The organism is Microbacterium sp. Root1433D1, assembly GCF_001426835.1.
Classification (GTDB): domain Bacteria; phylum Actinomycetota; class Actinomycetes; order Actinomycetales; family Microbacteriaceae; genus Microbacterium; species Microbacterium maritypicum.
On record NZ_LMFN01000002.1, the window covers coordinates 756,620 to 778,428 of the forward strand.

Genomic DNA, 21,809 nt, shown 5'->3' on the forward strand with positions numbered 1-21,809 from the left:
GCCCTTCGATTCTACGGGGACGGCCGTCGCATCGCGGGTGGGCGGAGGGCCCTCAGGAAAATGGGCTCACAGCCACGGCCGCACGATGCTCGAGCGGGAGCGCGCCGTGCGCAGCGCGCTCATCCACGACGCGCTCGAACGCCGCACGGAATCGCCGACGATCATCGGCGTCGAGACGGGCATAGAGAGCACCCGCCCCGGCGACGCCCCCTTCGACCGAATGCCAGAGCACATCCGGGTCCGCGTTCCAGGTCCAGCCGTGCTCGGTGACGACCACGCGCTCCAGACCCGCGTCCCGCAGCATCCGCGCGAAACCGTCGGCGGTCCGCTCGAAATCCTCGTCGGCCGGGAGCTTCGCACCGGCGAACGGGGTCACCCTCGCGCGCTCGGTGACCTCCGCCCAGAACCAGGAGGGCGAGAGCGTCCAGGTCGTCGCGACCACGGCGCCACGGCTCACGCGCCGCAGCTCGGCGGCTGACCTGCGCGGAGAGGCGACATGGTTCAGGACGAAGTTCGCGACCACCACATCGACGGCACCGTCGGCGAACGGCAGATCCGGCAGCCCCGCATCGATCGTGTCGACCTGCGGTCGCTCGCGGCGCGACACCCTACGCATCGACTCCTCCGGCTCGCACGCCTGGACGCTCCATCCCGTCTCCGCCCACAGTGCAGCGAGCCTGCCGTCGCCCGCGCCGACATCGAGCAGGCTGCGCCCTCCCGGTGCGCCGAGTGCGCGTTGCATCGCCGAGAAGGTCCCTGCGCAGAGTGCGGCGTAGGAAGCGGAATATGCCTCGCCGACGCCGACCCAGTCCTTCATCGGACGCCGGAGCGGGCGAGCGGGGAGAGCGCTACGATCACGACGACCAGGACGAAAGCCGCGATGCCGAGTCCCGAGTACTGGAAGTTCGACAGCACCACACCGGCAAGCACAGACCCGGCGGCAGCCGAGAGGCTCATCAGCGAATCGCTGCGCCCCTGCCTGCGGGTGCGCAGCTCGGGCGCCGAAGCCTCGGTGAGCAGTGCGGCGCCGGCGACCGTCGCCGCGCTCCACCCCAGCCCCAGCAGGATGAGGGCCACCATCACGCCCCACGCCTCCGTACCGGTGAACACGGCGAACGCGAGAGCTCCGGCGAGCAGTACCTGTCCGAGCAGAACGACCTGCAGTCGGCCCCATCGATCGGCCAGCACACCGAAGACCGGGGACAGGGCGTACATGCCACCGACGTGCAGGGCGATCGTGATCCCCACGAGCGCCGAGACATCTGCCGGACTCGCGGCCATGCCCCCGGCGCCGTGGGCCATGTGCGACAGGTGCACGGGAGTCATGGCCATGACCGAGGCCATCACCACATGAGAGCCGGCGATCGCGAAGATCGCATAGCGGGCGACCCGCGGGCGATCCACCGCCACCGTTCCGGCGTCCGCGGTCGACGCCTTCGCGAGCCGCTGGGCCGCCAGAAGCGGATCAGGACGCAGCGCGACGATGTAGAGCAGCAGCGCCGCGCACTGCGCGACGAAGGAGAACAGATACGAGCCCGTCTGCGGTGGCATCCCGACCGCCTGCCCGACGATCTCCCCAGGGCCCAGCAGCAGGGGGCCGGCGACACCGCCGATGGTCGTCGACCAGACGACGATCGACAGGTCGCGGCCTCGGTGCTGCGGGGCGGCGAGATCGGTCGCCGCGAATCGCGACTGGAGGTTTCCCGCATTGCCTGCGCCGATCATCAGGATCCCGGCGAGCAGCAGGGGGAAGATCCGCAGGGCAGCGGCGAGGATCACCACCGCGATGCCGACCAGCGCGAACAGGTTGCCGAGCGTGAGCGCGCGGCGGCGTCCGACGCGCGCGGCGAGGCGGGCGAGCGGGATGGCGCACGCCGCCGCTCCCAGCGTCACGGAAGCCGTCGCCAAACCGGAGAGCGCGTCGTTCCCCGAGATGTCGGCAGCAAGAAGCGCGCCGAGCGAGACCGTGGCCCCGAAGGCGATACCGCCGAGCACCTGCCCGAACGACAGCACCAGCACGGTGCGCCGCTGGACCGCCGTCTGCTGCGCCGCCGTCAGGGCGACATCGGTCATGACGCGGGAACGGCGTCGCGCGCGGTGTTGCGCAGAATGCCCAATCCCGAGATCTCGACCTCGACGACGTCACCGGCCGCGAACGTGCCGACACCGGCCGGGGTGCCGGTCATGATGACATCGCCGGGGAGCAGGGTGAACACGGCCGAGGCGTACTCGATGATCGCCGGTACCGAGTGGATCATGTCGGTGAGCGGGGCGTGCTGGCGCACCTCGCCGTTCACGCGCGTCTCGATCGTCGCGTTCGCCGGGTCGAAGTCAGTCTCGATCACCGGTCCCAGCGGGCAGAACGTGTCGAAGCCCTTCGCGCGCGACCACTGACCATCCTTGCGCTGGAGGTCGCGAGCGGTCACGTCGTTGCCGATCGTGTAGCCGAGCACGTAGTCGAGCGCATTCTCGGCCTTGACGTTCTTCGCGATCTTGCCGATCACGACGACCAGTTCGCCCTCGTACTCGGTGCGCTCGGAGAGCGTCGGCCGCACGATCGCGTCTCCGGGGCCGATCACCGCAGTGTTCGGCTTGAGGAACAGCAGGGGCTCCTCAGGGGCCTCTCCCCCCATCTCGGCGGCATGATCGTGATAGTTCTTGCCGACGCAGACGACCTTCGACCGCGGGATCACCGGGGCGAGCAGGGCGGCATCCGCGAGCGGCACCCGAGCGCCGGTGGTCTCGTACCCGGTGAACATCGGGTCGCCGGCGAGCACCACGAGCTCGCGCTCGTCGATGATCCCGTACATGATGGCTTCGTCGTGGCTGAACCGGGCGATCTTCATGGGATCCAGCCTACCGAGCGCGCCCGGCGGTCGCCGAGACCCACGGCACGCGACGAGACCCACCCTCCCGGAAGAAACACAGAGTGGGTCTCGGCGGGGAGCGTGGGTCTCGGCAACTGGAAACTCAGGCGTCGAGGCGCAGCAGCCAGCCGTGCTTGTCCTCACGGCGGCCGTACTGGATGTCGGTGAGCTCCTCGCGCAGCGAGAGCGCGAGCTCACCCAGTGGCTGCGGCTCGTCGAACCCGTCGCCCACGAGAGCGCCGATCGGGGTGACGACGGCGGCCGTGCCGCAGGCGAACACCTCCACGATGTCGCCCGACGCGACGCCCTCGCGCCACTCGTCGATCGAGATCGGCCGCTTCTCCACCGTGTAGCCGCGGTCTTCCGCCAGCTGCAGCAGCGAGTCGCGGGTGATGCCCTCGAGGATGCTGTCGGACTCGGGGGTGACGACGCGCCCGTCCTTGAAGACGAAGACGACGTTCATGCCGCCGAGCTCCTCGACGTTGCGCTTCTCGTCGAGGAACACGACCTGGTCGCAGCCCTTGGCACTGGCCTCGCTCTGCGCGAGCAGGCTCGATGCATAGTTGCCGCCGGTCTTGGCCTTGCCGGTGCCGCCCTTGCCGGCGCGGGCGTACTCCTCGGAGAGCCAGATGCGCACCGGCTTCACTCCACCGGAGAAGTAGGCACCTGCGGGGCTGGCGATCACGTAGTACGCGACCTTCTGCGCGGCGCGGACGCCCAGGAACGCCTCCTTGGCGAACATGAACGGACGCAGGTAGAGGCTCTGGTCGGCACCCGTGGGCACCCAGCGTCCGTCGACGGCGACGAGCTCGCGCAGCGACTGGATGAAGTACTCGGTCGGAAGCTCGGGCAGCGCGAGGCGGCGGGCGCTGGCCTGCAGGCGCGCGGCGTTGCGGTCGGGGCGGAACGTGTGGATCGAGCCGTCGGCGTGACGGTAGGCCTTGATGCCCTCGAAGATCTCCTGCGCATAGTGCAGCACAGACGCTGCGGGGTCGAGCGGGATCGGGCCGTACGGCTGCACGCGCGGACGGTGCCAGCCGCCCTTGGCCGACCAGCAGATGTCGACCATGTGATCGGTGAAGACCACGCCGAAGCCCGGGTTCTCCAGCACCTCGGCCAGCCGTGCGGGCGACGCTGCGGTCAGGTTCTTCGTGACGGCGAACTCCAGGGGAGCCACGGTCGCCTCGGCATCGATGGTCGTCATCTCATCATCCATTCCTCGTGGGTGGGCGCATCCTCGCGCCCGTTCAGCCTACGCCTGCAGTCAGAGGCGTGCAGTGATCGCGGAGCCGATCTCCGCCGTCGTGCGAGCCGCGGTGCGGGCGGCGATGTCGGCCTCGACCGCAGCGCTCACACGCGCGGATTCCTCAGTGAGGCCGAGGTGGTCCAGCAGCAGCGCGATCGAGAGGATCGCAGCGGTCGGATCGGCCTTCTGCTGACCCGCGATGTCGGGTGCCGAGCCGTGCACGGGCTCGAACATCGACGGGAAGGCGCCATCGGGGTTGATGTTCCCCGACGCGGCGAGACCGATGCCGCCCGTGACGGCACCGGCGAGGTCGGTGAGGATGTCGCCGAACAGGTTGTCGGTCACGATCACGTCGAAGCGCGAGGGATCGGTGACCAGGAAGATCGTGGCGGCATCGACGTGCAGGTAGTCGACGGCGACGTCGGGGTGCTCGGCCGCCACCTCGTTCACGATGCGCTGCCAGATGGCCCCCGCGTGCACGAGCACATTGGTCTTGTGTACGAGCGTCACCTTCTTGCGGCGGCGCTCGGCGAGGTCGAACGCGTAGCGCACCACGCGCTCCACGCCGAAGGCGGTGTTCACCGAGGTCTCGTTCGCGACCTCCTGCGGGGTCCCCTTGCGGATCGCCCCGCCGTTGCCGACGTACGGCCCCTCCGTGCCTTCACGCACCACGACGAAGTCGATCTCACCCGGGTCGGACAGCGGGCCCGGGGCGCCGGCGAAGAGCTTGGACGGCCGCAGATTCACGTAGTGGTCGAGGGTGAAGCGCAGCTTGAGGAGTAGACCGCGCTCGATGTTGGCGTCCTTGAGACGCGGGTCGCCCGGCTTTCCGCCGACCGCGCCCAGCAGGATCGCGTCGTTCGCGGCGATCGCGGCGAGGTCGTCATCGGTGAGGGTCTCCCCCGTGTCGAGGAAACGGCCGGCACCGAGCGAGAAGCGGGTCTTGTCGAAGACCACTCCGCTGTCGGCGGTGACGGCGTCGAGCACCTTCTCCGCCTCGGCGATGACCTCGGGACCGATGCCGTCACCGGGGATGACGGCCAGCTTCACGACACGCGACATGAGACTCCTTGCGCACTGCACGGGGATGGACCGGCCCGCGCCCGCCGCGGGGCGAACGAGCCGGTCCTCCCAGCGTACTGGTCAGTGCGAGGGGGCTTTGCGCAGTGTGACGGCGGCGATCACGCCGGCGACGACCACGAGCCCCGCACCGATGAGCGACGTCACCATCACGCCGGAGCCGAACGCCGCGGCTGCGGCATCCCACAACGCGGTCCCGAGTTGATCGGGCAGCTCCTGAGCGGCGGTGTAGGCACCGGCGAGCGTCTCGCCCGCCGCATGCGCGACGTCGGCAGGCAGCCCCTCCGGAAGCACGAGCGCCCCGCGGTAGAAGGCGGTGATGATGCCGCCGAGGACGGCCGTGCCCAGCACGGCGCCCAGTTCGTACGCGGTCTCGGACACGGCACTCGCCGCCCCCGCCTTGGCCGCGGGAGCGCTCGACAGGATCAGCTCGTTGGAGATCGTCTCCGCCGCGCCGATGCCGATGCCGAGCACCACGAACGCCACCACGAGCGGCAGGACACCGTGCTCATGCGTCGTGAACGCCACGATGAGGTATCCGGCCACCGAGAACGCCAGCCCGGCGGGGATGACGATGTGCGGAGGCACCCGACGCGAGACCGGCACGACCGAGAGCCCGGCGACGATCATCGCGAGCATGCCGGGGACCAGTGCGAAACCGGCCATCATCGGTGACAGCCCGAGGACGAGCTGCAGGTGCTGCGACACGAAGTAGAGGAAGCCGACGAGTGCGACGACACTGAGCAGGTTCACCAGGATCGCTCCGGAGAACGAACCGCGACGGAACAGCGCCATGTCGAGCATCGGGCTCTTCACCCGCAGCTGGCGACGGACGAACAGGTAGCCCATCCCGAAGCCGAGCAGTGCCCACGCGCCGGCCGTGAGGCTCGGGCCGTCCACCGCCAGGGACTTGATCGCGTAGACCACCGGGATCATGGTCGCCATCGACAGCGCGATGCTGATCAGGTCGATCCGCCCCGGGTTCGGGTCACGGCTCTCCGGGACCAGCAGCGGCGCGGCGATGAGCAACGGGATGAGCACGGGAACGGCGATCAGGAAGACCGATCCCCAGGCGAAGTGCTCGAGGAGGATGCCGCCCACGATCGGGCCCAGTGCCGACCCGGCGGAGAACGCCGAGGCCCACACCGCGATGGCCATGCGGCGCTGGTCGCGGTTCTGGAAGATCGAACGCAGGAGGGAGAGGGTCGACGGCATCAACATGGCGCCGAAGAAGCCCAGGAGCGCGCGGGCGGCGATGAGCAGCCCGGCGGTCGGGGCGAACGCCGCGAGGGCGGAGACCGCGGCGAAGCCGGTCGCTCCGATCAGCAGCATCCGGCGTCGACCGAAGCGGTCGCCCAGCGTGCCCATCGTGACGAGGAGTCCGGCGAGCACCAGGGGGTACACGTCGATGATCCACAGCTGCTCCGCGCCCGTGGGGGCGAGCGCGATGGAGATCTCGGGGAGCGCGAAGCTCAGCACCGTGTTGTCCACCGAGACCAGCAGCACCGGCAGCATGAGGACGACGAGCGCCGCCCAGCCGCGGGCTCCGACGCGGGGAGCATCCGTCTCTGTCGTCGGGATCGACGCAGTACGGGTCATGGAACACCTCTCAGGATCGTGATCGCACGGTTAGTGAACCGTCCGGATGGTATAGTAACAGAATTCCCTCCCTTTCCCTGTGCAGAGGATCCACGATGCCCCGACCTCCCCTCGCCCGCGAGAAGGTGCTCGACGCCTTCGAAGCGATCCTCATCGAAGAGGGAGAGCGTGCCGCCACTCTCGAAGCCACCGCCAAGGCGGCCGGCGTCTCGAAGGGCGGATTGCTGTACCACTTCGGGTCGAAGGATGAGCTCGAGGCCGGGCTCGTCGAGCGGCTGGATCGCCTCACGACCCTCGACCTCGAGCGCATGACAACTGCCGACGAGGGCCCCGTCGCCTACTACGTGCGCACCTCGGTGATGGAGGACGACGCGCTCGATCGGGTGCTGATCGCCACGACCCGCCTCGCACAGGGCGGCTCGATCCCCGCGGCGGACATGCTCCGCGACACGAGGCGTCGCTGGGCGGAGACGATTCGCCCGCACGTGCGCGACAGTGCGAGCCTCGATCTCGTGATGCTCGTCAGCGACGGGCTCTACTTCAACAACTCGCTCGATGTGCACGGACCGGAGCGACTGGTCCCTCGCAGCGATGAACTCGCCGAGCTGATCGCACTGGTACTGAAGGCGACGGCCTGAACCCGTCGAAACGCGAAGGAGGGCGGGAGCATCGCGCTCCCGCCCTCCTTCGTCTGTCGCCGATCAGACCTCGGTGATCTCGATCTGGCGGAAGAGGTCGGCGTCGATCGCGGCGCTCACGTCTTCGAGCAGCTCCTCCGACACGGGCGAGTCGAGCGTCAGCACGCTGAGCGCCTGCGCGCCGGCCGCCTGACGGGCGATCTGCATGCCCGCGATGTTGATGCCGGCTTCGCCGAACTTCTGGCCGTAGACGGCCACGATGCCGGGACGGTCGGTGTAGAGCATCACGACATGGTTCTTCTCGATGGGCAGCTCGAGGGTGTGGTCGTTGATGCCGACCAGCTTCTCGGTCTGCTTCGGACCGGTCAGCGTTCCGGAGACCGAGAGCTGCGAGCCGTCGGAGAGCGCACCGCTCAGCGTGATCACGTTGCGGTACTCGTCGCTCACATCGTCCTTGAGCAGACGCACCGCGATGCCGCGCTGCTCGGCGAGCAGCGGAGCGTTCACGTACGAGACGGTCTCGCTGACGATGTTCGTGAAGACGCCCTTGAGCGCCGCGAGCTTCAGCACGCTCACGTCGTAGTCGTTCAGCTCACCGTGCACCTCGACGTCGAGGCTGGTGAGCGGCGAGGTCGCGAGCGCTGCGAAGATCTGTCCGAGCTTCTCGACGAGCGAGATGCCGGGGCGCACGTAGGGATCGATCACACCACCGGCGACGTTCACCGCGTCCGGCACCAGATCGCCGCCGAGCGCGAGGCGCACGGACTTCGCGACCGAGACGCCCGCCTTCTCCTGCGCCTCTTCCGTGCTGGCACCGAGGTGCGGGGTGACGACGACGTTGGGAAGATCCAGGAGCGGGCGGGCGGTGCCCCCCTCTGCCGGGGGCTCGGAGGTGAAGACGTCGAGGCCGGCACCCGCGATCTCGCCCGCGACGAGAGCCGCGTGCAGCGCCTCCTCGTCGATGAGCCCACCGCGCGCCACGTTGACCACGAAGGCGGTCGGCTTCATGGCCTTGAACTGCTCGGCGCCGATCATGCCCGTCGTCTCGGGCGTCTTGGGCATGTGGATGGTCAGGAAGTCGGACTCGGCCACGAGCTCGTCGAGCGAGAGCAGCTGCACGCCCAGCTGCTGGGCACGTGCCGAGGTGACGTAAGGGTCGTAGGCGACGACGCGCATGTCGAACGCCGCGAGTCGGGCGGCGACGAGGGCACCGATGCGGCCGAGGCCGACGATGCCGACGGTCTTCTCGAACAGTTCGGCGCCGGTGAACGAGCTGCGCTTCCACGCGCCGGCGGACAGCGAGGCGTGCGCGGCGGGAATACGGCGAGCGAGGCTGAGGATGTGGCCGACCGTGAGCTCGGCGGCCGAGACGATGTTCGAGGTCGGCGCGTTCACGACCATGACACCGGCCGCGGTGGCCGCCTTGATGTCGACGTTGTCGAGGCCCACGCCGGCGCGGGCGACGACCTTCAGCTTCGGGGCGTGAGTCAGAGCCTCCTCGTCGATGCGGGTCGCCGAGCGGACCAGCACGGCGTCCGCGTCCGCGAGCGCCGCGAACAGCGCCTCCCGGTCGGTGCCGTCGACGTCGCGGACGTCGAAGTCGGGACCGAGAGCGTCGATCGTGGCGGGAGAGAGTACTTCGGCGATAAGCACGACAGGCTTCGGCACAGTGGATCCTTCGGGGCAGCGCGGCAGGGGCCGATGCGCCGCACACCATGGGGGCGCGATCGCGTCAACTCTACCGGAGCGGACGCGGGCCTCCGTGCCGTATGACGCGGCAGGACAGGCGGCTCAGGCGCTGGGCATGGTGAGGCTCAGCGCGATGAGACTCATCCAGAACACCGCGACCACACCGAGTCCTGCGAGGAAGACGAGCGCGAGCTCGCCCACTCGCCGCCGCCGACCGATCACATACGCGAAGGCGAACACGATGGCAGGGAAAGCGACGCCGAACAACAGGGTCGCCCAGCCGCCGCCGGTCAGCCCGGTCTGCGCCATCGTGATCAGATGCGCCACGGCATTCCAGACGGCATAGGCGTAGAAGAGTCCCGCCAGGCCGATGACGAGCCCGACGAGCCAGCGCGGAGAACCCGCAGACGCCTGCGCCTCGGTCGACGACGTGGTCATGATCCGATCACCCCCACGGTGACGAAGGGCCAGGGAACGAGCAGCACGACTCCCGCGAGCAGCACGGCGACGCGGATCCACGCCGCCCTCCCCCGCGTGAGCACCCAGCTCGCCAGGAACCACAGTGCGGGCGCGGCGATCGCGAGGACGAACCACGGCAGGAACATCACGTCGGAGACCAGGAACGACGCCAGCGGCTGAAGTCGCAGCCCGCCGACGATCCAGCCGATCGTGTAGAGGAGGTACACCCCGCCGACCACTCCGACCAGGAGCAGCATCGGCGTGCTCAAGCCGACCGGTTCGTCGACGGGCGCAGGAGTCACGGTGCCGTCGTCCTCGATCGTTCCCACGTCGTCGCTGCCCTTACCGACGGCGTTCCAGCCGTGCGGGAGAGCGCGGTCCTTCGGCGTCGGGGCCTCGTCGCCGTCCCAGTTGAGGGCGTCGTCGGAATCGGAAGTCATGTCCCCAGCGTAGGACACCAGGTCCACTAGGATCGGGGTTGCCTTGAGCCGGAACGGCGGGCACCGGAGGGGAAAGGGAACACCGTGGCTGCGAGCGAGAACGCCCAGAGCAACAACACCGACACCGGCGTCGCACGGTCCGCGAAGAGCACAGCCGCGGAACCGCCCGCCGGCTGGGTCCCCACTCCCGAAGCCAAGGCCAGGGCCACGCGTTTCCGTTGGATCGCCGGCATCCTCTGGGCGGTCGCGATCGTCGGCGAGGGCGTCGGCATCTTCTGGCTCCTGCGTCAGCGCGTGTTCGTCGGCGAGGACGGCGAACTCCTCCGCAACCCCGACACCGGCCTGCTCGAAGAGCAGGGCGTCACCGCGACGTTCCCGCAGTGGGCGTTCATCGCCCTCCTCGTGCTGCTCGTCGTGATCGCGGCCCTGTCGATCACCGGCTCGGTGCTGTGGAAGAAGGCGAACCGTCTCGACCCCGCGCGCAAGGCGGACAAGACGCGGTTCTTCGTGCAGAACCAGCTCGGGGCGATCATCGCGGTCGTCGCGTTTCTTCCTCTGGTCATCCTGATCTTCCTCAACAAGGACATGGACAAGGGCCAGAAGACCACCGCCGGAATCGTCGGCGTGGTCCTCGCGGCACTGGCCGTCTTCGTCGGCGTCGACTTCACGCCGCCCTCCGTCGAGCAGTACACGGCCGACCAGTCCGCCGTGATCCAGCTCCTGGGCAAGGACGAGGTCGTCTGGGTCGACGGCGGCAAGGTCTATCACGTCTGCGATGAGGTCTCGGCCATCCAGACCGGGAGCGAGATCCGGACCGGAACGACCGCTCAGGCCGTCGAGGCCGGGAAGATCCGTCTGACACTGCAGTTCGCTTCCGAACTGCGCGCGTGCGATCTTCCGGTGCCGGAGAACGACGAGGCGATCGCAGAGGCACTGCGCGCGATCCAGGCCGGCCAGGTCGACACGGTGCTCCCCGCCCCGGTATGGGCTGACCCGGCCGAGGCGCCCATCGTGGTCGAGGAAGCACCGGCCGAGTGACGACGGCTCGACGCTAGTCCGCGTCGAGCGCCTCCACGAGCCGCTCCTCCGCCGACGACAGATGCGCATCGAGGAGGGCTGCGGCGCGCTCCCCGTCTCCCGAGGCGACGGCAGCGAGGATGTCGGCGTGCTGAGCGGCGATGGCCGCAGCGTCGAGAAGGCGACGCCCCTGCACCTGCGCCATGCACAGCCGCACCTCGTCGAGGACGCTGCGGTACATGCGTCCGGTGCGCTCGCTGTCGAGCGCATCGATGAGAGCGGTGTGGAACCGCAGGTCCGGATCCACGGTCGCCGGGTCGGGGCCGGGGGGCATCGCGAGGATCTCCGCATTCGCCTCGAGCGCGGCACGCGGAACGGTCCTGGTCACGGCGAGGTCGCGAAGCGCGGCGCTCTCGAGGCGGGTCCTGGTCCGGTAGACGTCGCGCACGGCCTCGGGATCGATCCCGACCACACGCGCGCTCCGATGCGCAGTACGCACCAGGAGCCCGCTCGCCACGAGCTGCTCGATCGCCGCCTTCGCGCTCGGACGGGCGACGCCGAACGACTGTGACACCGCGGCTTCCGTCAGCGGATCTCCCGAACGGATCTCGCCGCTGAGGATACGACCACGCAGCTGGGCCGTCACCGCATCCACGACGCCGACGATTCCCAGCGGTGTCTCCGGTGTGCTGGTCATCCGGTCAGCCTATCGAAGCCGCACCATGTCGGTACACTTGTCAGACAATCTTCCGACGGAGCAGAGGAGCACCGTGACGACCACCCTCGCCGAGCCGCTGGATCCCGCACTGCTGGGTTCCACGACACAGGTCCACTCGCGCTCCATCGATCGTTTCGCCCGCGCTCATGATGCCTCGCACTACCTGCTGATCCCCGACGCCGTGCTCTCCCCCGCGGATGCCGAGGGCGTCGCCCGCGCCTTCGGCGCCGTCCGCGCCGCCGGACGCACCATGACGTTCCGCTCCGGGGGTACCAGCCTGTCCGGGCAGAGCGTGAGCGGCGACATCCTCGTCGACACACGCAGCAACTTCCGCGACATCCGCGTGGAGGACGACGGTGCCATGGTGCGCGTCGGACCCGGCGCGACCGTGCGCCAGGTCAACACCAGGCTCACGCGGTATCGCCGCAAGCTCGGCCCCGACCCGGCGAGCGAGATCGCCTGCACGATCGGCGGAGTCGTCGCGAACAACTCCAGCGGCATGGCGTGCGGTATCACCGAGAACTCGTACCAGACCATCGAGTCGATGACGATCGTGCTGCCGAGCGGGACGATCCTCGACACGGGTCGCCCGGATGCGAACGAGGTGCTGCGCGCGGCAGAGCCCGCGATCGCCGACGGCCTTCTCGATCTGCGGGCACGTCTGCTCGCCTCGCCCGAGCACGTCGCGTTCCTCCGCCAGCAGTTCTCGATGAAGAACACCATGGGCTACGGCCTGAACGCACTGCTCGACTTCGACGATCCGGTGCGCATCCTCGAGCACCTCATCATCGGATCCGAGGGCACGCTCGCGTTCGTGGCCGAGGCCCGTTTCCGCACGATCGAGGTGCGCCCCTCGATCGCCACCGGTCTGCTGGTGTTCGAGACGCTCTCCGCGGCCATGACCGCTCTTCCCGACCTGACCCGGCTCGGTCTCGCCACCATCGAGCTGCTGGATGCCGCGTCGCTGCGCGTCGCGCAGGGGCTGAGCGACGTCCCGGCGGCCATCGCCGAGATCGAGGTCCGCGGACACGCCGCTCTCCTGGTCGAGGTCCACGCCGCCGACGCGGAGGCCCTCGTCGAGGCGAGCGCTGCGGCCCAGACGCACTTCGAGGCGCTGCCTCTGGCGGTGGCACCCCGCCTCACCACGGATGCGAGCGAGCGCGCCGCGCTGTGGCACGTGCGAAAAGGCCTCTACACCGCTGTAGCGGGTGCGCGTCCCTCCGGCACGACCGCGCTTCTGGAGGACATCGTGGTGCCGGTGCCACGACTTCTGCACACCTGCGAGCGCCTGATCGAGCTGTTCGCCGCGCACGGCTACGAGGGCTCGGTGATCTTCGGGCACGCCAAGGACGGCAACATCCATTTCCTGCTCAACGAGCGCTTCGACGATCCCGACAGCGTCGCGCGCTACCGGCGCTTCACCGACGACCTGGTCGACCTCGTGCTCTCCCAGCAGGGATCCCTGAAGGCCGAGCACGGCACCGGACGCATCATGGCGCCGTTCGTGCGACGCCAGTACGGTGACGAACTCACCGACATGATGTGGGAGATCAAGCACCTGCTCGACCCCGACCGCATCCTGAACCCCGGAGTGGTCCTCTCCGATGACCCCGATTCGTACCTGCACGACCTGAAGCGGGTGCCGACGGTCGAGAAGGAAGTCGACCGCTGCGTCGAATGCGGCTACTGCGAGCCGACCTGTCCGAGCAAGAGCATCACCCTCACGCCGCGGCAGCGCATCGTGATCCGCCGCGACATGGCGTGGGCCGAGGAGCAGGGCGACACCGAACTGCTCCGCGATCTGCAGAAGGACTACGACTACGACGGCGTGCAGACCTGCGCGGTCGACGGCATGTGCGGTGTGGCGTGCCCCGTCGACATCAACACCGGTGACCTCGTGCGCCGGCTCAGGGCAGAGCAGTCGAATGCGCTCGAGGGAGCCGTGTGGGGCACCGCGGCCAAGCATTGGAGCACGGTCACCCGCGCCGGAGGTGTCGCGCTCACCGTCGCCGATGCGCTGCCCGCTCCGCTCGTACGCGGAGTGACGCACCTCGGCCGGGCGGTGCTCGGCGCCGACACCGTGCCGCTCTACGACGGCGGCCTCCCCCACGGCGGCTCGAAGCCACCTCGCCCTGTGTCACCGGCCGATGCGCAGGCGGTCTTCTTCGGCGCCTGCATCGGCACCATGTTCGGCGCGGAAGGCGAGGGCCAGGGCTCTCGGGACGCGCTGCGCGAGCTGCTCGACCGCGCAGGCATCCCCGTCGTGATCCCCGAAGAGAACGGCGGCCTGTGCTGCGGCACCCCGTGGAAGTCGAAGGGCCACCTCGACGGTTACGCCCTCATGTCGGACCGGGTGCTCGACTCGCTCTGGGAGGCCAGCCGCCACGGCGAGCTTCCCGTGGTGTGCGACGCCGCGTCGTGCACCGAGGGTCTGGATGTGATGCTCGCCCAGTCCGTCGCGAAGAACCCGCGCTACGCCGGGCTTCGCATCGAGGATGCCACGACGTTCGTGGCCCGTGAGGTGCTCCCCCGGCTGAGCGTGTCGGCCAAGCTCCCCACCGTCGCGGTGCATCCGACCTGCTCCACGACCGCGCTCGGAGCGACCGGGGCGCTGACGGCGATCGCCGGGGCGGTCGCCGATGACGTGTTCATCCCCGAGGGCTGGGGCTGCTGCGCCTTCGCGGGAGACCGCGGCATGCTGCATCCGGAACTCACCGCCAGTGCGACCGCCCAGGAATCCGCGGAGATCGCCGAGGCCGAGAGCGCACGCGGCGGCTTCGATGCGTTCGTGTCGGCGAACCGCACGTGCGAGATCGGCATGACCCGCGCCACCGGCCGGCCGTACCGCCACGTGATCGAGGTGCTCGAGGAGCTCACCCGCCCCTGAGTGCCGGCGAACACAGCGAGGGCCCTCCCGAATCGTCTTCGGGAGGGCCCTCGCCTCGTCGCGGTCCGATCCGTCTCAGCCTGCGGACAGGACCGCGACAGCCTCCTCGCGCAGCCCGGCCGGGATCACCGCGACCGTCTGGTCGTGCGCCTGCCTCTCGACCACGCTGCCGTCGGTCCAGCGCAGGTCGGAGCCCAGGAGCTCCTCGGGCAGCTCGAGCGTGCCCATGCTCGGGTCGAGGGCGTGCACGTGCACGGTCGCCCCGGTGGTCGTGTATCGACGCGGGGCGCCGGTGCGCTCCCCCATGCGGATCCACGGACGTGTGCCGTAGATCGCGTCGCCGTTCGCCTCCAGCCACGTGCCCAGCTCGCGCATCGCGCGACGCTGCAGCTCGGGGATCGAGCCGTCGGCCGCCGGGCCCACGTTGATCAGCAGGTTGCCGTTCTTCGCCACGACGTCGACGAGCAGGCGGATCAGCGCAGCGCCCGACAGCGAGTGCCGCTCGTCCTCGGCCTGGTTGAAGCCGAACGAGAAGCCGAGGCCGCGCGTCGACTCCCACGGCTGCGGGATGATCTCGGGGATGTCCGTGTACTCGCGGGTGAGGAAGCCGTGGTACGGCACACCCCAGCGGTCGTTGACGACGCCGTCCGGCACCGCGGCGAAGTAGCGCTCCAGCAGGGCCGCGACCGCGTATTCGTCTCGCCCCTTTCCGCCGTCGGGCCACTCGATGTCGTTCCACAGGACGTCGGGCGAAAAGCGCGAGACGAGTTCGTCGAGCTGCGCGGCCGAGTAGCGCGCGAAGTGCTCGTCGTTGCGGCGGAAGCGGAAGAGGTCGGTGTCCGACTCGATCGGCGGGAAGTCGCTCACGTGCCAATCGAGCGCACCCGAGTAGTACACGCCGAACTTCGCCCCCGCCCGCCGGGTGGCGTCATGGAACTCGGCGATCAGATCGCGGCGCGGACCGCGAGCGGCCGCGTTGAAGCCGGTCGTCGCTGTGTCCCACAAGCAGAAACCCTCGTGGTGCTTCGTGGTGGGGACGATGTACTTCGCCCCCGCACCGACCAGTTCGCCCACGAAGGCGTCCGCGTCGAAGGCCGAGGCGTCCCACTGATCCGCGAGGTCCTCGTAGGAGGTCCCCGGGCCGAACAGCTGCTGATGACGCTCCCAGGTGGGGCTGCCCGCGATCCGCACGGTGTTCCCGTACCACTCGGCGTATTGGTGCCAGGCATAGGCATCCTCGGTGGGGATGTTCACGCCTTCGCCGTGCTGCACCGCCCATGCCGGCACGGAGTAGAGCCCCCAGTGCACGAAGAAGCCGAGCTTCGCATCGCGGTACCACTCGGGCACATCCTTGGCCGGGTACACCGGAGCGTCGGCTCCGAAGTCCGGACCGGTGCGCTTCTCGAAGTTCATCATGCGTTCTGCTCCTCGGAGACTCCGCGGCGGACGACCACCGCTTTCAGGTCGGGGTTCCCGTCCTGGTCGAACGGGAAGACACCGGGCTGCAGGCGGTGGTGCCCCAGACGCAGGAGGTCCTGGTCGACGCCGCCGGGTGTCAGGGCGAGGGTCCAGCCCTCGGCGAGCTCGTACAGCTCGGGTTCCAGATAGCCGATCTTCACCACGACGATGTCGGCGGTCGTGGGCTCCAGCCCCAGCATCCGGAAGTCCGAGAGGTGATGGAACGGCTTGCGACGCTCGGTGATGATGGCGTGCAACCCGCCCACCGCGATCACGACCTGCGTGCCCGCATCCGGGTCGCCGTCGGTGATGGAGAACACGGTCCCGGTGATCCTCGCAGGGCCGTGCGGGCCCGCGTCTACCCCTGCACCGGCGTCGAGGGTGACGGTGGCGCCGATTCCGGCGGCGACCGCCCGCGCGACGGCCTCGCGGTCGAAGATCGAGGCGACCAGGGTCGTGCGGCTGCCGTCGGTGAGCTGCGCACGCTGCAGCAGGTGCGCGAGCGTCCAGGTCACGTCGCCCGCACCGCCCGCTGTCGGATTGTCCCCCGAGTCGGAGATCACGTACGGATGCGGCGCTCCCGGGGCGAGCGCCTTCTCGAGCGCCTCATCGAGGGATCCGGTCTCGGCCACGAAGACGAAGTCCTCGCGGGCGTCCCAGAACATCCGCGCCACGCGCTCGGCCTCACGGGCGATCAGCTCCTCGTCGTCACCGGTGACCACCACGTACGCCTGACAGCGCGGCTCGTCCGCCCAGGCGTAGCCGATCCACACCGAGGCGTCGACGACGCCGGGGAGCGCCTCGATCTCGGGAAGCTGGGCGTAGATGCTGCGCGCCGGCTCCAGCCGGGTGCTGGTCTTCTCCCCCGGCAGCAGCACGGGAACGGGCACCCATGCGGAGAACGGACGACGACGCAGCGGGTCGGCGCCGTGCGGACCCCGCAGTCGCGCGAGCAGGTTCCACACGGCCCGCTCCTTGGTGTTCATCCAGTCCTCGTGGGGCGCCATCCGATAACAGGTCAGCAGATCGACCGCATCGCGCAGCACCTCCGAGACGTTGCCGTGCAGGTCCATCGACGTCGACACCAGCGTGTCGGGGCCGAGAGCCGAGCGCACAGCGAGAGCGAGGTCGCCCTCCGCGTCGTCCATGCCGACGACGCTCATCGCTCCGTGGATGTCGAAGAAGAACCCGTCGAAGGGGCCCTGCTCGCGGATACCGGCGACGATCGCCTCCTTCATCCGTCGATAGGTCTCCGGCGCCACGGCACCGCCGGGCAGCGAGCGTCCATGCGTCAGCGGCACCCACTCCGCGGCGCCGGCGAGCTCGCGTCCGTCGTCCAGGAACGGGTAGTACCCGCGCAGCGTCTCCCCCGTACGGACCGTGAAGGCCTCGTCGCCGGAGATGTGCGGGGAGAACGTGCTCGACTCGATCGAGATTCCGGCGATGCCGATCCGGGGCTTCGACAGCCCGCCGTCGGCGATGGTCGGAAGGGGGCCCATCCAGATCTCGTGGGCTTCGGGACGTGCGGTCACGTGATGTGCTCCTTGTCGGTGCGGGTCGGACGGCGGGGCCTGAACGAGAGGTTCGGACTCAGTGTGCTCCCGCCGGCACGAGCGCGCGGCGAGCGGTCTCGATCGCGCCCAGCGCGACCGCATCGGAGCCGAGGACGGCGGGGATGATGCGCAGCGGAATACCCGACACCGGAGAATCCGTGTCGAGCGTGCGCAGGATGGACGGCTCGAGCAGATCCCAGGCCGCGGTGACTCCGCCGCCGACGATCGCGCAGGGCAGGTCGAGGATCGTCGCCGCGCTGGCGCACGCGAGGGCGAGGGCGCGCCCGGCGGCATCGAACACCGCGATCGCCTCGGCGTCGCCGCCACGGGCACGGTCGGCGACCTCTCGCGCGTCGCGCACGGGAGCGGACGTGCGCTCCTGATAGCGGAGCGCGATCGACGTACCGGAGGCCAGGGTCTCCAGGTGACCGATCTGGCCGCAGGTGCACACCAGCTCGCTGTAGCCGGGTGTGTGCCCGATCTCCCCCGCCGCGCCGTGCGGACCGTGGTGGAGATCTCCATCGATGATGAGTGCACCGCCGACGCCCGTGCCGAGCATGACGCCGAGCACGTCGCTATCGGTCCTGCCGTCGGCCGCCGCCTCGCCGAGAAGGAACGCGTTCACATCGTTCTCGACGCGGACCGGCACTCCGAGACGCTGCTCCAGCTCGTCGGCCAGCGGGAATCCCGCCCACCCGACGAAGGTCGCCGATGCGGCGCGGATGGTGCCGGTCTCATGGTCGATGACTCCGGCCGCGCCGACGCCTGCCGCGGCGAGCGACACCTCGGCCTGCGCCGCGAGTTCCCTCGCGAGATCGGCGGCCGCATCGGCCATCGCACCGCCGCCGAGGGCGGCCGGCGCTGGCACACTGCCCCGGGCGAGGACGGCACCGTCGTCGCTCACCAGAAGCGCGGCGATCTTGGTACCCCCGATATCGATCCCGACCAGTCCCGCACCGCGGGCCGAAGAGGTGGCGATGGGCATGGTGGTCCCGTGTTCCTGACCGATCATGCTCAGCGCCCGCCCAGTCCTGCCATCGCGATGCCCTTGACGAGGTGCTTCTGCAGAACGATCACGAGGATCGTGGTCGGGACCATCGAGATGATGGCTGCAGCCATCTGCAGGTCCCACCGGGTGCCGGTGAGTCCGGCGAAGCTGGCGAGTCCCACCGGGAGCGTGCCGTGCGCGTTGTAGTCGACCGTCACGATCAGCGGCCACAGGTAGCTGTTCCAGAACGAGAGGAATGTGAACACCGCGAGGACGGCGACGGCCGACTTCGACAGCGGCAGGATGATCTGCAGGAACGAGCGCACGGGGCCTGCGCCGTCGACGCGGGCCGCCTCTTCGAGCTCGTACGGGATGCCGCGGAAGAACTGCCGCATCAGGAAGGTTCCGAAGGCGCCGAAGGCGAAGGGCAGGATCAGCGCCTGGTACGTGTCGACCCAGCTGAACCACTGCATCACCTGGAACATGGGGATGACGAGCACCTCCGCCGGCACCATGAGCGTGGCCAGGAACAGGACGAAGACGGCGTCGCGCCCCTTCCACCGCAGACGCCCGAAGGCATATCCGGCCGTGGTCGAGACGACCAGCACGACCAGCGTTCCGCCGATCGCGACGATGAAGGAGTTCATGATGTAGGTCAGGAACGGTCCGTAGGCGAACACGTCGACGAAGTTGCTCCACCGCAGCTCCGAACCGACCAGCGTCGGCGGCATCGAGAACATCTCGGCGTTCGGCTTGAGCGCCGAGAAGAAGGCGTAGATCAGCGGGGAGATGAAGATCAGCGCGGCGACGTAGATCCCGACGTGGGCGAGGATGAGCCGGGCGCGGGCGCCGGGGGTCGTCGCCGCGCCGCGAGCCCGCTCGCGTTCGGTGCGGCCGGCGCGGCCGGTGGGCCGGACGAGGGTCTCAGTGCTCATAGTGCACCCACTTCTTCTGCGCTGCGAACTGGAGCCCGGTGATCGCGATGATGATCGCGAAGAGGATCCAGGCGGCTGCGGCGGCGAGGCCGAGGTCGCCGAAGGTGAATCCCTGCTCCCAGATGTACATCACCAGGGGCTTGGTGGCGTTACCCGGACCGCCACCGGTGAGCATCTGCGGCTGCACGAACACCTGCAGAGACGTGATCATCGTCATGATCGTGGCGAAGAAGATCGACGGCGAGATCATCGGGATGATGATGCTCCACACCCGTCGGAACCCTCTGGCGCCGTCGATGCTGGCCGCCTCGAGCACGCTCTCGGGAAGCTGCTCGAGGGCTGCCGAGAATATCAGCATGTTGTAGCCGAGCCCCTGCCAGACGCTCATCACGACGACCATGATCATGGCCCATGACGGGTCTGCGAGGAAGTTCGGCAGCTCGATGCCGAACCAGGTCTGCGAGAGACCGTTGAACAGACCCTGCGGCTGCAGCATCATCTTCCACACCAGCACGTTGGCGACCATGGGAGTCACCACGGGGATGAAGAAGAGCACGCGCAGGGCGCCTCGTCCGCGGATGCGCGAACCGAGGCCGAGAGCGAGCACGAGCGAGAGAGCGACACTCAGCGGCACGTAGAGCAGCGTGTACACCGCCGAGTTGCGCAGCGCCGGCCAGAAGTCGGGGCTGCTGGTGAACAGCTTGACGTAGTTGTCCACCCCGTTGAAGGTCCGCTCGCCGAAGGTCGGCCAGTCGAAGACGCTCATCACGATCGAGAGCCCGACGGGCACGATCGTGAACAGGGCGAGCCCGATCAGGGCTGGGCTTGCGAATCCCAGCGCCTGACCGGCCTCCACCTTGGCGAGCGATCGTCGACGTCTCGTCGTGATCGTCATCTCAGTTTCTTTCTCTGTTACTGCATTGCTGCTGCGGTGGCCGGAGCCGGGTCACTCGCCGAACTGCGCCTGCGCGTTCGAGAGCAGCTCTTCCATCGTCATCTGGCCGTTGTAGACACTGACCAGGTTCGGCTGGATGTAGCTGTCGAGCTTCTGCCAGTTCTTCGTCATGTACAGCGGGACCGTGTCACCGAAGGCCGCCTCGAAGACGGACTGGACCTGGTCGCGGTACTGCTCGTCGATCGACTCGAAGTACAGCGGCTGCGACGACGTGCGCGCGGGGTACGAACGGCCGGACGACGCGATGTAGTCCTGTGCGTCCTCGCCAAGAAGCGAGCCCATGACCTTGAGCGCGGCCTCGGGGTTCTTGCAGTTGGCCGAGATGCCGTAGCCCGAGCCGAGGATCGGACCGGGGTTGCCGTTCGCGCCGGCGGGCAGCGGGACCATGCCGGCCGCGAAGCCGGACTCGTTGTCGAGGTAGCTCACGGCGTTCCACGTGCCGTCCACAGCCATCGCCGCGTTGGCGCCCGTGTACTGGTTCTCGCCCCATCCGGTGTCGGAGGCGGATGCCACGGGTGCGGCGACCTTCTTCTCGGTGACGAGCTCGGCGTACCAGGTCGACGCGTCGACGAAGGCCTTCTCGTCGATGTGCAGCGTCCCGTCCTCGGAAGCGGGCTGCGTCGCGGAGTACGCGATGGGCATCGACATCCACTGGTAGCCGCCCATGCCCATACCGAAGCCGTACTTGCCGTCCTTCGTCGCGGCAGCGGCGATGCTGTCGAAGTCGTCGAAGGTCCAGCCGATCTCCGGGGTGGGGGCGCCGGCCGCGGTCAGCATGTCCTGGTTGTAGTAGACGAGCATGGTGGCCACGTCGAAGGGCACGCCGTAGACCTTGCCCTCGAAGCTGAGGATGCCGTCAGCACTCGGGTTGAAGTCCGCCCAGTCGATGCCGGCCGTCTTGAGGTCGGCGTCGCTCAGCTCGCGGAAGCCGCCCGTGTAGCCGCCGAGCTGCGCACCGCTCATGCCGGTGACGCAGGCCATGTTGCCGCTGGCCATGTTCGTGGTCAGCTTCGTGAAGAAGTCGCTCCACGGCGACGTCTGCAGCTTGATCTTGATATCGGGGTTCTGCTCCTGAGCGAACGCGACCTGCGCCTCGAGGGCATCCACGTCGGACTCGCTACCCGCCCACATGTCGACCACGATGGTGTCGCCGTCGGCGGAACCACCGGTGCCGCTGCCGCTCGCGCAGCCGGTCATCGCGACTGCGACGCCGGCGACGGCGACCACAGCCCCTACACGCAACTTCTTCATTGAATGCCTCCTGGAAGGGAACTGGTTAT

19 protein-coding genes are annotated in these 21,809 nt (G+C 69.0%); 3 read left to right on the top strand and 16 right to left on the bottom strand.

The genetic code is table 11. From position 1 onward, the window contains the following. Positions 1-52 precede the first annotated feature (52 nt). The 6 genes from ASD13_RS09560 to ASD13_RS09585 form a co-directional block, all read right to left on the bottom strand. Positions 53-742 carry a class I SAM-dependent methyltransferase gene (locus tag ASD13_RS09560; RefSeq protein WP_235562515.1) on the bottom strand — a complete coding sequence of 230 codons (690 nt, stop codon included), beginning with the start codon at positions 740-742 and terminating at the stop codon, positions 53-55. A 71-nt stretch (positions 743-813) separates the two neighbouring features. Further along, positions 814-2,073, bottom strand: a complete 1,260-nt coding sequence (locus tag ASD13_RS09565) for an MFS transporter (protein WP_055868634.1) — start codon at positions 2,071-2,073, stop codon at positions 814-816. Then, positions 2,070-2,846, bottom strand: coding sequence for a fumarylacetoacetate hydrolase family protein (locus ASD13_RS09570; protein ID WP_017830796.1), 777 nt, complete (start codon positions 2,844-2,846; stop codon positions 2,070-2,072). The genes ASD13_RS09565 and ASD13_RS09570 overlap by 4 nt, the downstream gene beginning before the upstream one ends. A gap of 124 nt (positions 2,847-2,970) precedes the next feature. Further along, the gene (locus ASD13_RS09575; protein WP_055869170.1) at positions 2,971-4,071 is read right to left on the bottom strand and encodes a branched-chain amino acid aminotransferase; all 1,101 of its coding nucleotides are present in this window, start codon (positions 4,069-4,071) and stop codon (positions 2,971-2,973) included. Between the two features lie 60 nt (positions 4,072-4,131). Beyond that, positions 4,132-5,175: a 3-isopropylmalate dehydrogenase gene (locus ASD13_RS09580; protein ID WP_055868636.1), complete on the bottom strand. Its 1,044-nt coding sequence runs from the start codon at positions 5,173-5,175 to the stop codon at positions 4,132-4,134. 81 nt (positions 5,176-5,256) lie between these two features. Further along, positions 5,257-6,792 (bottom strand): MFS transporter, encoded by a 1,536-nt coding sequence (locus tag ASD13_RS09585; protein ID WP_055868638.1) that lies wholly within the window; start codon positions 6,790-6,792, stop codon positions 5,257-5,259. 95 nt (positions 6,793-6,887) lie between these two features. On the opposite strand from ASD13_RS09585, the gene ASD13_RS09590 reads away from it, so the two are divergent. Continuing rightward, a complete protein-coding gene (locus ASD13_RS09590; RefSeq protein ID WP_055868640.1) occupies positions 6,888-7,430 on the top strand; it encodes a TetR/AcrR family transcriptional regulator in 543 nt (180 codons plus the stop codon). A gap of 63 nt (positions 7,431-7,493) precedes the next feature. On the opposite strand, the gene serA is transcribed toward ASD13_RS09590, so the two are convergent. From serA to ASD13_RS09605, 3 genes are all read right to left on the bottom strand, one after another. Beyond that, positions 7,494-9,098 carry a phosphoglycerate dehydrogenase gene (gene serA / locus ASD13_RS09595; RefSeq protein ID WP_055868642.1) on the bottom strand — a complete coding sequence of 535 codons (1,605 nt, stop codon included), beginning with the start codon at positions 9,096-9,098 and terminating at the stop codon, positions 7,494-7,496. Positions 9,099-9,221: 123 nt separating this feature from the next. Further along, positions 9,222-9,557 carry a hypothetical protein gene (locus ASD13_RS09600; RefSeq protein WP_055868643.1) on the bottom strand — a complete coding sequence of 112 codons (336 nt, stop codon included), beginning with the start codon at positions 9,555-9,557 and terminating at the stop codon, positions 9,222-9,224. Beyond that, entirely contained in the window at positions 9,554-10,018 is a 465-nt protein-coding gene (locus ASD13_RS09605) for a hypothetical protein (protein WP_055869171.1), read from the bottom strand. Before ASD13_RS09605 ends, ASD13_RS09600 begins: the two co-directional genes overlap by 4 nt. A gap of 84 nt (positions 10,019-10,102) precedes the next feature. Here ASD13_RS09605 and ASD13_RS09610 point away from each other — a divergent pair, with 84 nt between their 5' ends. Next, the gene (locus tag ASD13_RS09610; protein WP_055868646.1) at positions 10,103-11,056 is read left to right on the top strand and encodes a hypothetical protein; all 954 of its coding nucleotides are present in this window, start codon (positions 10,103-10,105) and stop codon (positions 11,054-11,056) included. A 13-nt stretch (positions 11,057-11,069) separates the two neighbouring features. Here ASD13_RS09610 and ASD13_RS09615 read toward each other — a convergent pair whose 3' ends face one another. After that, the gene (locus ASD13_RS09615) at positions 11,070-11,732 is read right to left on the bottom strand and encodes a GntR family transcriptional regulator (protein WP_055868647.1); all 663 of its coding nucleotides are present in this window, start codon (positions 11,730-11,732) and stop codon (positions 11,070-11,072) included. Between the two features lie 25 nt (positions 11,733-11,757). On the opposite strand from ASD13_RS09615, the gene ASD13_RS09620 reads away from it, so the two are divergent. Further along, positions 11,758-14,640, top strand: a complete 2,883-nt coding sequence (locus ASD13_RS09620) for an FAD-binding and (Fe-S)-binding domain-containing protein (protein ID WP_055868649.1) — start codon at positions 11,758-11,760, stop codon at positions 14,638-14,640. A 75-nt stretch (positions 14,641-14,715) separates the two neighbouring features. Here ASD13_RS09620 and ASD13_RS09625 read toward each other — a convergent pair whose 3' ends face one another. From ASD13_RS09625 to ASD13_RS09650, 6 genes are all read right to left on the bottom strand, one after another. Beyond that, on the bottom strand, positions 14,716-16,056 hold the full coding sequence (locus tag ASD13_RS09625) for an alpha-L-fucosidase (RefSeq protein WP_055868652.1): 1,341 nt from the start codon (positions 16,054-16,056) through the stop codon (positions 14,716-14,718). After that, positions 16,053-17,597, bottom strand: coding sequence for a M81 family metallopeptidase (locus ASD13_RS09630; protein WP_327039472.1), 1,545 nt, complete (start codon positions 17,595-17,597; stop codon positions 16,053-16,055). Before ASD13_RS09630 ends, ASD13_RS09625 begins: the two co-directional genes overlap by 4 nt. 91 nt (positions 17,598-17,688) lie before the next feature. After that, on the bottom strand, positions 17,689-18,636 hold the full coding sequence (locus ASD13_RS09635; RefSeq protein ID WP_055869172.1) for an ROK family protein: 948 nt from the start codon (positions 18,634-18,636) through the stop codon (positions 17,689-17,691). 29 nt (positions 18,637-18,665) lie between these two features. Next, positions 18,666-19,574: a carbohydrate ABC transporter permease gene (locus ASD13_RS09640; protein ID WP_055868656.1), complete on the bottom strand. Its 909-nt coding sequence runs from the start codon at positions 19,572-19,574 to the stop codon at positions 18,666-18,668. Continuing rightward, positions 19,564-20,469: a carbohydrate ABC transporter permease gene (locus ASD13_RS09645; RefSeq protein ID WP_017830811.1), complete on the bottom strand. Its 906-nt coding sequence runs from the start codon at positions 20,467-20,469 to the stop codon at positions 19,564-19,566. Before ASD13_RS09645 ends, ASD13_RS09640 begins: the two co-directional genes overlap by 11 nt. A gap of 51 nt (positions 20,470-20,520) precedes the next feature. Next, entirely contained in the window at positions 20,521-21,780 is a 1,260-nt protein-coding gene (locus ASD13_RS09650; protein ID WP_235562516.1) for an ABC transporter substrate-binding protein, read from the bottom strand. Positions 21,781-21,809 lie beyond the last annotated feature (29 nt).

Excerpts from the sequence above, each read along its gene's own strand:
- ASD13_RS09560 (WP_235562515.1), bottom strand. The coding sequence starts at position 742 with ATGCAACGCGCACTCGGCGCACCGGGAGGGCGCAGCCTGCTCGATGTC.
- ASD13_RS09565 (WP_055868634.1), bottom strand. The coding sequence starts at position 2,073 with ATGACCGATGTCGCCCTGACGGCGGCGCAGCAGACGGCGGTCCAGCGG.
- ASD13_RS09570 (WP_017830796.1), bottom strand. The coding sequence starts at position 2,846 with ATGAAGATCGCCCGGTTCAGCCACGACGAAGCCATCATGTACGGGATC.
- ASD13_RS09575 (WP_055869170.1), bottom strand. The coding sequence starts at position 4,071 with ATGACGACCATCGATGCCGAGGCGACCGTGGCTCCCCTGGAGTTCGCC.
- ASD13_RS09580 (WP_055868636.1), bottom strand. The coding sequence starts at position 5,175 with ATGTCGCGTGTCGTGAAGCTGGCCGTCATCCCCGGTGACGGCATCGGT.
- ASD13_RS09585 (WP_055868638.1), bottom strand. The coding sequence starts at position 6,792 with ATGACCCGTACTGCGTCGATCCCGACGACAGAGACGGATGCTCCCCGC.
- ASD13_RS09590 (WP_055868640.1), top strand. The coding sequence starts at position 6,888 with ATGCCCCGACCTCCCCTCGCCCGCGAGAAGGTGCTCGACGCCTTCGAA.
- ASD13_RS09600 (WP_055868643.1), bottom strand. The coding sequence starts at position 9,557 with ATGACCACGTCGTCGACCGAGGCGCAGGCGTCTGCGGGTTCTCCGCGC.
- ASD13_RS09605 (WP_055869171.1), bottom strand. The coding sequence starts at position 10,018 with ATGACTTCCGATTCCGACGACGCCCTCAACTGGGACGGCGACGAGGCC.
- ASD13_RS09615 (WP_055868647.1), bottom strand. The coding sequence starts at position 11,732 with ATGACCAGCACACCGGAGACACCGCTGGGAATCGTCGGCGTCGTGGAT.
- ASD13_RS09620 (WP_055868649.1), top strand. The coding sequence starts at position 11,758 with ATGTCGGTACACTTGTCAGACAATCTTCCGACGGAGCAGAGGAGCACC.
- ASD13_RS09625 (WP_055868652.1), bottom strand. The coding sequence starts at position 16,056 with ATGATGAACTTCGAGAAGCGCACCGGTCCGGACTTCGGAGCCGACGCT.
- ASD13_RS09630 (WP_327039472.1), bottom strand. The coding sequence starts at position 17,597 with ATGGGCCCCCTTCCGACCATCGCCGACGGCGGGCTGTCGAAGCCCCGG.
- ASD13_RS09635 (WP_055869172.1), bottom strand. The coding sequence starts at position 18,636 with ATGCCCATCGCCACCTCTTCGGCCCGCGGTGCGGGACTGGTCGGGATC.
- ASD13_RS09640 (WP_055868656.1), bottom strand. The coding sequence starts at position 19,574 with ATGAGCACTGAGACCCTCGTCCGGCCCACCGGCCGCGCCGGCCGCACC.
- ASD13_RS09645 (WP_017830811.1), bottom strand. The coding sequence starts at position 20,469 with ATGACGATCACGACGAGACGTCGACGATCGCTCGCCAAGGTGGAGGCC.
- ASD13_RS09650 (WP_235562516.1), bottom strand. The coding sequence starts at position 21,780 with ATGAAGAAGTTGCGTGTAGGGGCTGTGGTCGCCGTCGCCGGCGTCGCA.